Below are 8,376 nucleotides of genomic sequence, written 5' to 3'. Positions count from 1 at the left end.
ATGTTGGACCGTGCGGAACCGCTGGGGCGGCGCTCAACTCTGGCGCAGGATGAAGCGTCGATTGGGTGAATGAATAGGGCGCGCGTTCGACGGGTAGAGTGAGGCAAATCGCTGGATGTCTGCCGGATCAACGTCAACCGGTTCCATCGCCACCATCCACTCGACGTTTTCGGTGCACGGCGGCGTCGTCAGTGAGCCCTCATAAGTCCAATAGCCAAGCGAGGCTGGCAGAAGCCAGTTGGGATTCACCTCGTCGATCGTCACCTCCCCATTCGGCAGTTCGGGAAAGGCCGCAGCAAGGGCAGCAAAGCTGGCATTTGTCGCGCCGGGCGTTAAAAAGACGCCCAGCACGCCCAGAGTACCACTTTGCGTGTCCTTGTGAACGAAATGCACCTCCATCGGGAAGCTCTTGCCCGCCACGTGATGTTCGCTTGGCGCATGGAAATGGAACTGTACCAGTTCGTAGACACGATCGCCGCGGGTCAGCGTGCTGCCTTGTGGCATATTGATTTGAATGGTGTGGCCGTTGTTCACCATATTGCCGCCGCCCTTGTGCCAGCCGATGGCGATATGCGGGATATCCGCCTTGACCGCGCTGTTGATATTGATCGGCGATTGCTGCGTGCCGGCAGAGCATACGAAATTTTCCTTATCCAGATCAGCCCAGTGCTCCGGTCCGACCGGACCGGTGTACCCCCAATGGGCACTGGTCGCTTGGGCGGCTTGAACGCAAATCCGGCATGCGCCGAGCGCAACCAACCCTTTGATCAGGTGACGACGATACATATTACTTTTGCTCCTCTTGCGAACTGATGTTGGTGGCTGCCCTAATGGACGCGTGATGGCCAATCGGCGCGGCCAGTATTGTCCTTTGCAACTGATAGATGCCCGCACGCCTTGGCGTGCTTTCATAAGTGCGGCTGCCGTTTCTCGGCTGGCCGGCTTCTGCAGCCCGCAACGGGGGCAGTTTCAACCAGCTAAACGATAAAAAATTTTAGCAGACCAGCGCTTGACCCCCGCCGCAAAGGCACAGGCGAAGGTGATCACTGCGCGGCTGCCGTTCGCGCCGGAGGCCGCATCGCTATACTTTACACTCGCTGCCCAAGGAGACGCAGGCGACCCCAATACGTTTTCATCGCTACTCCCGACGCAGCCGACCCACGCCACGAAAACGTTGCTATATTTCACGTTGGGCCAATGAGGAAATCGATCTTCTTTATGGAAGGCATTTGCGCAATGGATGCATTCCCATGCTGACAGTCGTGCGTCAGGCCGGACAATGAGATACATCGATAAGAGCTGGACAAGGATGAGGGGATGACGTGCTTGCGACGGAGCAGGTGGGGCGAGAAGGCCAGTTCTTGCGGATTTCAACTTTGCGTGACGACAGCTCATCGGAGTCAAGGTGACACACGCCGGCAGCGGGGTGTCCGGGCGGTTTCCAGCCGCACAATCGCGAGACCGCTGACGCGAACAAAGCTCGGCTGTACTCGGCACGCGAAGAGAGCCTGCCAAGCCGTTGGAGCCCGGCCTTCCGGTGCGACGCAAGCCACAGACTAGACCGCCCTCTTGTTACCCCAAAGCAGAACGTGCAGCTGCGGCAACACGCGGGCTTCGAACCACCTGTCGCTAGTCACCCTTTCGACAAGCCATTCCATTCGCATCATTATTCCGTCCAAGTCGACAGAGGCGTCTTCACTGCCAGGGAGCGGCGGCGTGTGATTGCCGGGTTGCAGATAGATCGGAAGGTGCGGATATCTCGCCGCGACTTCTTTGGCGTAGGCATAGTCACTCTCGTCGAAAACGACGAGCTTGAGCACGATTTGCGGCTTCTCTTGCGCCGCTTCGAGGCATGCATCAAACGCAGCCCAACGGGTCGTCATCTCGCTGGACGGCGGCTTTGGGCTAAGGGTCAGCACGTCAAGATCCGCAAACCACTCCCTCACCACGGAACCCTGCGTTTCCAGTGCAAAACGATAGCCCTCGCGATGGCCTCGTTCTATGAGGGGACCGAACGGCTGAATGGCCGGGTTGCCGCCTGACAAGGAGACCATAACCGGCCTGCCGCCGGAAAGCGCATGGACGGTTTGCCACACGGCATCGATCGGCATCGGTAGCCATTCATGGCGATACTGATTGTCCACCGCGTGAAGGCTGTCGCACCATGAACAGCGATAATCACATCCGCCGGTTCTGATGAACACCGTCGGCAAGCCGATGAGCACGCCCTCGCCCTGGATAGTCGGCCCGAATATCTCGCTCACACGGATTGCGGGATGCATGTCGGTCACGGACGGTATTCCGCCCAAGTTTTCGGTGTTTCGCTAACGCGCACGGCCGCGGTCTGCGGCAGACGTGCCTTGCACCATTCATAGAAATGTCTGGCCAGGCATTCCGCCGTGACCTTCTCATGTCCCAGCACGTCGTTGAGGTGCCGATGGTCGAAGCTCTCGTCAATGTAGCGTTTGAGCGGCGCCAGATCGTGATAGTCGCGCACGAAGCCGTGGGCGTCCAGTTCCTTGGCCGACAGCTCCACTACGACGACATAGTTATGCCCGTGCAGGCGCGCGCATTGATGGTTGGGAGGCAAGGAGGTGAGCTGATGCGAGGCCGAGAAGTGGAATTCCTTGCTGATGTGGAACATTACGCGCGCCTCCTGCGCAGCGCCTCAAGCCAGAAATCGGCGTCCTCGTAGTCGGTGGGATCAGCGTGCCCGGCGAGATGGAACGCTTCGCGCCGCTCGACGCAGGTCCCGCATCGTCCGCAGTGACGCACGCCGCCCTTGTAACAGGACCAGGTCTCAGCAAACGGGGTGCCGTATCTTGCGCCATCCGCAACAATGTCAGCTTTTCCGAGATTCACATACGGTGCATAGAGGCGTATCTGCGCATAGCCGTCGAGCGCGCGGTCTTGCATTGTCTGGAAAGCTTCAATGAAGGCCGGACGGCAATCGGGATAGATGAAATGGTCCCCACCATGCACGGCCGCCGCCACCGCTTCGGCGCTGTGGGCGGCGGCGAGACCGAAGGCGATTGCCAACATGATGGCATTGCGGTTCGGCACCACCGTAATCTTCATCGTGTCTTCGGCGTAGTGGCCGTCCGGCACGTCGATACTGCTAGTCAGCGCTGAGCCGGAAAGGCCACGGCCAATTTCGCCGATGTCGATGATCTGGTGCGGGACCTTCAGTCGCTGCGCGCAAAGAGCGGCGAAGCCCAATTCCTTCCTGTGCCGTTGGCCATAGTCGAAAGATAGAAGGCCGGTGAGTTCGTGCTCCGCTGCCACCATGTGAGCAAGGGAAACGGAGTCCAATCCGCCAGAGCAGACGGCGAGAGTCTTCATCATTGGTATCCTTGTTTTGACCGGGTAAGGCTGCGACCGGAGATTTCTCTGCGCCCCCACTACTCCAGCGACTCAGTTTTGTGAACCGGGAGAATTTGCGCTCAGCCCGATTGGAACGGGAGTGCGTCGCGTCCAACACGCGTGATCAATAAAAGTTGAGCGCTTCAGCAGTTTGTTTCGCATCGCGCCAACTTTCGCAACCTGCTGTCCGATCGTCGACTTCGAGACAAGGTGATGTTCGGCCGACATCGGCTGACTCTTAATTAAGCCGCAGAACACATGTTGGCTTTCTGGCCTTCGCTTGTGCGGTTGGCGAGGGCGACATGGATGCCAGCAAATTTGACATTGGCGACATCCGCCTGGAGAACCCTGCGCGGCGCGATTGAGGCCGCAGGCGAGCCTGCTCTAACTGCCGCCCTACAGTCCCGACTTCAATCCGATTGAGAACGCCTTCGCCCAACCTAAGGCGCTGCTGCGAGCAAAGGCCGAGATAACCATCAAGGCTCTATGGGACTGACGTTGCCCCAGCAGTTTTGAGTTCGTTTCCGGCGTGGGTTGTGCCCTGCTGGGCGGGTGAAGCGACGGGCGCTGGCGCGGAGCCTTTGGCATAGCGCAGCGCGAGCGACCGTCGCGGATTGAAGGTGCTGGCGAACTTGGCCGGGGTCTGCCAGGGGGGAGTGCGGCCGCGCGGTGTTGTAGTCGGCGTGCCACAGGGCGATGGCTACGCGCGCCTGAGCCAGCGAGGTGAACAGCGTCTCGTTGAGCAGTTCATCGCGCAGTCGGCCGTTGAAGCTCTCGATGAAGCCATTCTGCATCGGCTTGCCGGGCGCAATGTAATGCCATTCGACGCGGTTCTGATCCGCCCAGGAGAGGATGGCGTTCGAGGTGAACTCGCTGCCATTGTCGCTGACGATCATCCTGGGCCGGCCCCGCTCGGTGATGAGCCGTCCAATTCGCGGGCAACCCGCATGCCCGAGAGAGACGTATCAACGATGAGTGCGAGGCACTCTCTCGTGCAGTCGTCGACGACGGCCAGGATGCGGAAGCGGCGCCCGTCGGTGAGCTGGTCCGATACGAAGTCGAGCGACCAGCGCTCGTCGGGCCTCAGCGGCACCAGCATCGGCGCCCTGGTCCCGATCGCCCGCTTGCGGCCGCCACGGCGGCGACGGCGAGCTTCTCCTCCCGATAGAGCCGGAACAGCTTCTTGTGGTTCACGACCAGGCCCTCCCGCCTCAGCATCACGAGAAGACGCCGGTAGCCGAACCGGCGACGCTCCTGCGCGATCGGCCTTCATCCGCTCGCGAACCTCGCGGTCGTCCGGCCTGCTGGTCTGGTAGCGAACCGTCATGCGGCAACAGCCGATGGCTTTACACGCCCGCCGTTCGCTCATCCCGAAGCCTTCCTTCAGGCGAGCGACAGCTTTCCGCTTGGCGGCGGGCGTCACCATTTCTTTCCCACAAGGTCCTTCAACGCGGCATTGTCGAGCATGGCGTCGGCCAAAAGCCGCTTCAGGCGCGTGTTCTCGTCCTCCAGCGCCTTCAGGTCGCCGAGCCTCGGTGACATCCATCCCGCCGAAGCGGGCCTTCCAATTGTAGATCGAGGCGTCGCTGACCCCGTGCTTGCGGCACAGATCGCCAACCGATACCCCGGCCTCGTGTTTCTTCAAAATTCCGATGATCTGCTCTTCAGAGAAGCGGCTGCGTTTCATGTCCTGGTCCTCTGGATGGGCCAGAACGAACTTCAAACCGGATTAGATCAGAGGGGCAAGGTCAGGACGCCTCGGCGCGGTCGTCGACCTCTTCACCCCAGCCGAATGTGCCAACTACTTCAAAGCCGCAGGATATGACCTGGATCAGATAGGACGTGCTCCAATGGTTTACACCTGACACAGGAGTCCGGCCCCCACAACCGTTTCGCAATGAGGAGCAGCGCTGCCGCTGCTCCTCCAATCACACGACGGATTCACGATGCGGCAACTCGAGCCATGATTTCGGATCCAATGGCCGATGCGGTGTATAGTGAGGCATCCAGCGGCAAATCCCCAAATGCCAGTTGACACAGAAGATAATTAGCACCTGCCTCTTCCAGCTGATCAAGGAGAGCTTTTCGGACAGAATCTGCCGTTCCCACGACGCACAATTCACTTTCAATTGCTGCATCGAAGTTCAAAGGCAAGTTTGGTGGAGTGGAAATGGCATTTAGTTCGTATAGAAATTTGAAGCTATTGAGCCATCGTTCATAGGCAGGTGCTGCGAGCAAATACGCATCTGTTTCAGAACGCCCTATCACCACCATTCGGAGCAATCCAAGAAATGGCGCTTGCTGGCCAATGTCAGCATCGTGAATTCGGGCGGCGCGGAACGCGTCGGTAACGCTGCGAACAGAAGTGGAAGGTCCGACGCAGGCGATGTTTGCCCCATTCGCAGCGGCCCAGCTAGCCGGCTCGGGTCGATTGGTGGCGATCCATGTCGGCGGACGGGGATATTGGTGAGGTCTCAACGTCAGCGGAACATCTTTCAACTCAAAGTGGCGGCCCTGATAAGAAAGCGTCCCGCCTTTCATCGCATTGATGAGAATCTCACTGGCCTCCGCATACTGTTCTGGTGCTGCTTCTACAGCAACCCCGAAGTATCCCAATTCAGTGGGAGCAGAGCCGCGCCCTATGCCGAGTTCAAGCCTGCCGCCGCTCAACTGATCAAGCATGCAGATCTCCTCGAAGGCACGCAGCGGATGATAGAGCGCAAGTAGCATTACCATGGGACCAACACGAAGACTGCGGGTTCGCTGGGCGACGCTCGCTAAGAACAAATTCGGTGATGGACCTCTGCCATGCGGCGTACAGTGGTGCTCGGCGAGATGATACGCATAAAAGCCATAGCCATCGCACGCTTCTGCTAGGCTCAGCCGATCTGCATATTGTTGTGCGATGTCATCGCCGTTTTCGTCCAGATGATCGAAGATGCCGAAGGTCAGGCCCGAAGCGGAAATTTTCTTCAATTAATTGTTCTCCAAATTACCTATATTTATTCGCTAATCATCATAGCTCACGACATATCATTACTTGATGCTTAATGTGAATCGACTTCATGCTTGTGAGCACCGCGATCCTTCTTAAAGTTCATACAGACGCGTTCGGCGGCAGCAAGGAATTTGTCCATCTGCTCTGTGGTGCCAATGCTGACGCGAATACAGTTCTTCAAATCTACGTCAGGAAAGCTGGCGATGAGGATCGCCTGCTCTTTCAACGCGGCTTGCCAGCATGAGCCCTCCTGTCCCGCCGGCACACGGGCCAGCAAAAAGTTTGCGTGGGAGGGTGTTACGGAAAAGCCAAGTTGCAACAGCGCCAGGGTCACTCGCTGTCGTTCATGCTTGATGTGCCTGTGGTTCTCTTCGTAGGCGTGGCGATGCGCAAGAATGCTTTTCCCGACCGCCTGCCCGATCACGTTCATGTTGAAGACATTCTGGATGTTGCGCAGCCTGCCAATGATTTCTGGGTGACCGAAACCGAAGCCGACTCGCACGCCAGCGGCAGCATAGCTCTTTGAAAAAGTCCTCAAGATCAAAAGATTCGGATGTCTATTGACGAGGCGCAGGGCATTGTCGGGTGCGAAGTCAACGTAGGCCTCATCCAAGACGACCAAGCGATCTGCTTGCTCCACAAGGCGTTCGATTTCGGCCACCGGCACGAATGTTCCGGTCGGATTGTTCGGATTAGCCAACAGAATGAACTTCGCGTCTTTTGCGGGGCCGGACAGCAGTTTTTCTATCGGCAGGGGATGAGCTTCGCTCGATGCGATTTCGAGAAACTCGGCACCCTGCAACATGGCAAGTTTACGGTTGAACGAAAATCCGGGCGACAGCATTGCCACTCTATCTCCTGGGGCGAGGAAAGCTCTGTAGATGAGTCCGAGCAGCTCCGACGAACCGTTGCCGGCAATCACCTGATCTTTGGAAAATCCGTAAGCATCGGAGGCAGCTGCCCTTAAGCTGAGATTGTCGTCTTCCGGATAAAGATACTGGTGTTCGATCGCAGCAATTGCACTTTGCATTACGCTCTTCGGCAACGGAAACGGGTTCTCGTTCGTATTTAGCTTAACGCAGTTTGCATCCGTCGCTGGTCCGTTGGACGAGAGAGCATCTAATTTGCTGGCCACCGGCGAAAAAAGCGAAAGCACGGTCTTCAGTTTTGCATCGCACATGTTCTTCTCCGTTTTTCAGTCCCGCAGGGCATGTGACATGAGGCAATCGTTGATCGTGACTTGATCGACGTTCGGCTATATCAGCGCTGCCTTCCCACCCTGGTGGGGATCGCCGACCACGGTTTGGATTTGACACCGGGAAGCTGTCGAGAACCTGATGACGACCCAACGTTTGGCCGACGGCCGATTCGGCGCAACAGACGGTGTTTCAACATCGCATCGTCCTCAAAGCCGCATGCAGGGCCTGCACGACAGCCCGTCTCCAGCGCCCGCAGATAGGTGGAAGCCGAAGTCTTGCCGAACCTCAGTTGCTCTGCCACCTTGGCCCACCGGACTGCCCTGTTTATGGGTCAGGCGCAGGATATCTCTGACGCTCGTTCGTCTTGCTTGCTTCCGTCTTGGCATGGGCTCTCTCGGTTTGCTGATGAGAGAGCCAAATACCGGCTCATCTGAGCATGAGACGCAGGCCTGACGATATGGAGCGTCGCTGGTGGCGCGCGTAGCCGAGAGGGTTCGCCTCGCTGGCGGGGCATGCAAGACGGCGCACCTCCTTAGCCATCCTGTCCCATCGTCTCAGATCGTGAGGCGCACCTTATAGTCGGTGAGGAGATCTTGCAGGGTCAGGTTACGCCCTAGCGCTTAAGGTTGTTGGTCGCACCGAGCAAGCGCGGGACCTGTCGACGGACAACAGCGGTGCCACTGCCGGCACTAGGTGTGAGCTTTCGAGAGGTTGTCCATTCGGACCGGACCGAGGAGACTGGAGTTACCACGCTTCAGCATCCATCGGAGGGTCCGAATGAACATCCACAAGAATGCCCGTCTCACACCGCTGCGT

6 protein-coding genes and 2 pseudogenes are annotated in these 8,376 nt (G+C 58.2%); 1 reads left to right on the top strand and 7 read right to left on the bottom strand.

The features are described 5' to 3' along the window. Nucleotides 1-33: 33 nt before the first annotated feature. The 4 genes from EN884_RS16270 to queC form a co-directional block, all read right to left on the bottom strand. Nucleotides 34-786 (bottom strand): carbonic anhydrase, encoded by a 753-nt coding sequence (locus EN884_RS16270; RefSeq protein WP_063169372.1) that lies wholly within the window; start codon nt 784-786, stop codon nt 34-36. A 770-nt stretch (nt 787-1,556) separates the two neighbouring features. Then, nucleotides 1,557-2,282, bottom strand: coding sequence for a 7-carboxy-7-deazaguanine synthase QueE (queE, locus tag EN884_RS16265; RefSeq protein ID WP_164548811.1), 726 nt, complete (start codon nt 2,280-2,282; stop codon nt 1,557-1,559). Nucleotides 2,283-2,287: 5 nt separating this feature from the next. Continuing rightward, nucleotides 2,288-2,644 carry a 6-carboxytetrahydropterin synthase QueD gene (gene queD / locus EN884_RS16260; RefSeq protein ID WP_063169374.1) on the bottom strand — a complete coding sequence of 119 codons (357 nt, stop codon included), beginning with the start codon at nt 2,642-2,644 and terminating at the stop codon, nt 2,288-2,290. Next, on the bottom strand, nt 2,644-3,342 hold the full coding sequence (queC, locus tag EN884_RS16255) for a 7-cyano-7-deazaguanine synthase QueC (protein WP_063170389.1): 699 nt from the start codon (nt 3,340-3,342) through the stop codon (nt 2,644-2,646). The genes queD and queC overlap by 1 nt, the downstream gene beginning before the upstream one ends. Before the next feature lie 369 nt (nt 3,343-3,711). Here queC and EN884_RS16250 point away from each other — a divergent pair. Further along, a pseudogene (locus EN884_RS16250) lies at nt 3,712-3,853 on the top strand (transposase); the annotation flags it as partial. Here EN884_RS16250 and EN884_RS16245 read toward each other — a convergent pair. The 3 genes and pseudogenes from EN884_RS16245 to hisC form a co-directional block, all read right to left on the bottom strand. Next, nucleotides 3,848-5,050: pseudogene (locus EN884_RS16245) on the bottom strand (IS3 family transposase). The pseudogenes EN884_RS16250 and EN884_RS16245 sit on opposite strands and share 6 nt — an antisense overlap. A 254-nt stretch (nt 5,051-5,304) precedes the next feature. After that, complete coding sequence (locus EN884_RS16240) at nt 5,305-6,339, bottom strand: LLM class flavin-dependent oxidoreductase (protein ID WP_063169375.1); 1,035 nt, start codon at nt 6,337-6,339, stop codon at nt 5,305-5,307. Nucleotides 6,340-6,410: 71 nt separating this feature from the next. Beyond that, nucleotides 6,411-7,541, bottom strand: coding sequence for a histidinol-phosphate transaminase (gene hisC / locus EN884_RS16235; protein ID WP_063169376.1), 1,131 nt, complete (start codon nt 7,539-7,541; stop codon nt 6,411-6,413). Between the last annotated feature and the right edge of the window lie 835 nt (nt 7,542-8,376).

It is taken from the genome of Mesorhizobium sp. M7A.F.Ca.AU.001.01.1.1 (genome assembly GCF_004022735.1).
In the GTDB taxonomy this organism is placed as follows: domain Bacteria; phylum Pseudomonadota; class Alphaproteobacteria; order Rhizobiales; family Rhizobiaceae; genus Mesorhizobium; species Mesorhizobium ciceri.
Note: the sequence above shows the minus strand (reverse complement) of the source record. Positions and strands in the feature narration are given on the sequence as shown.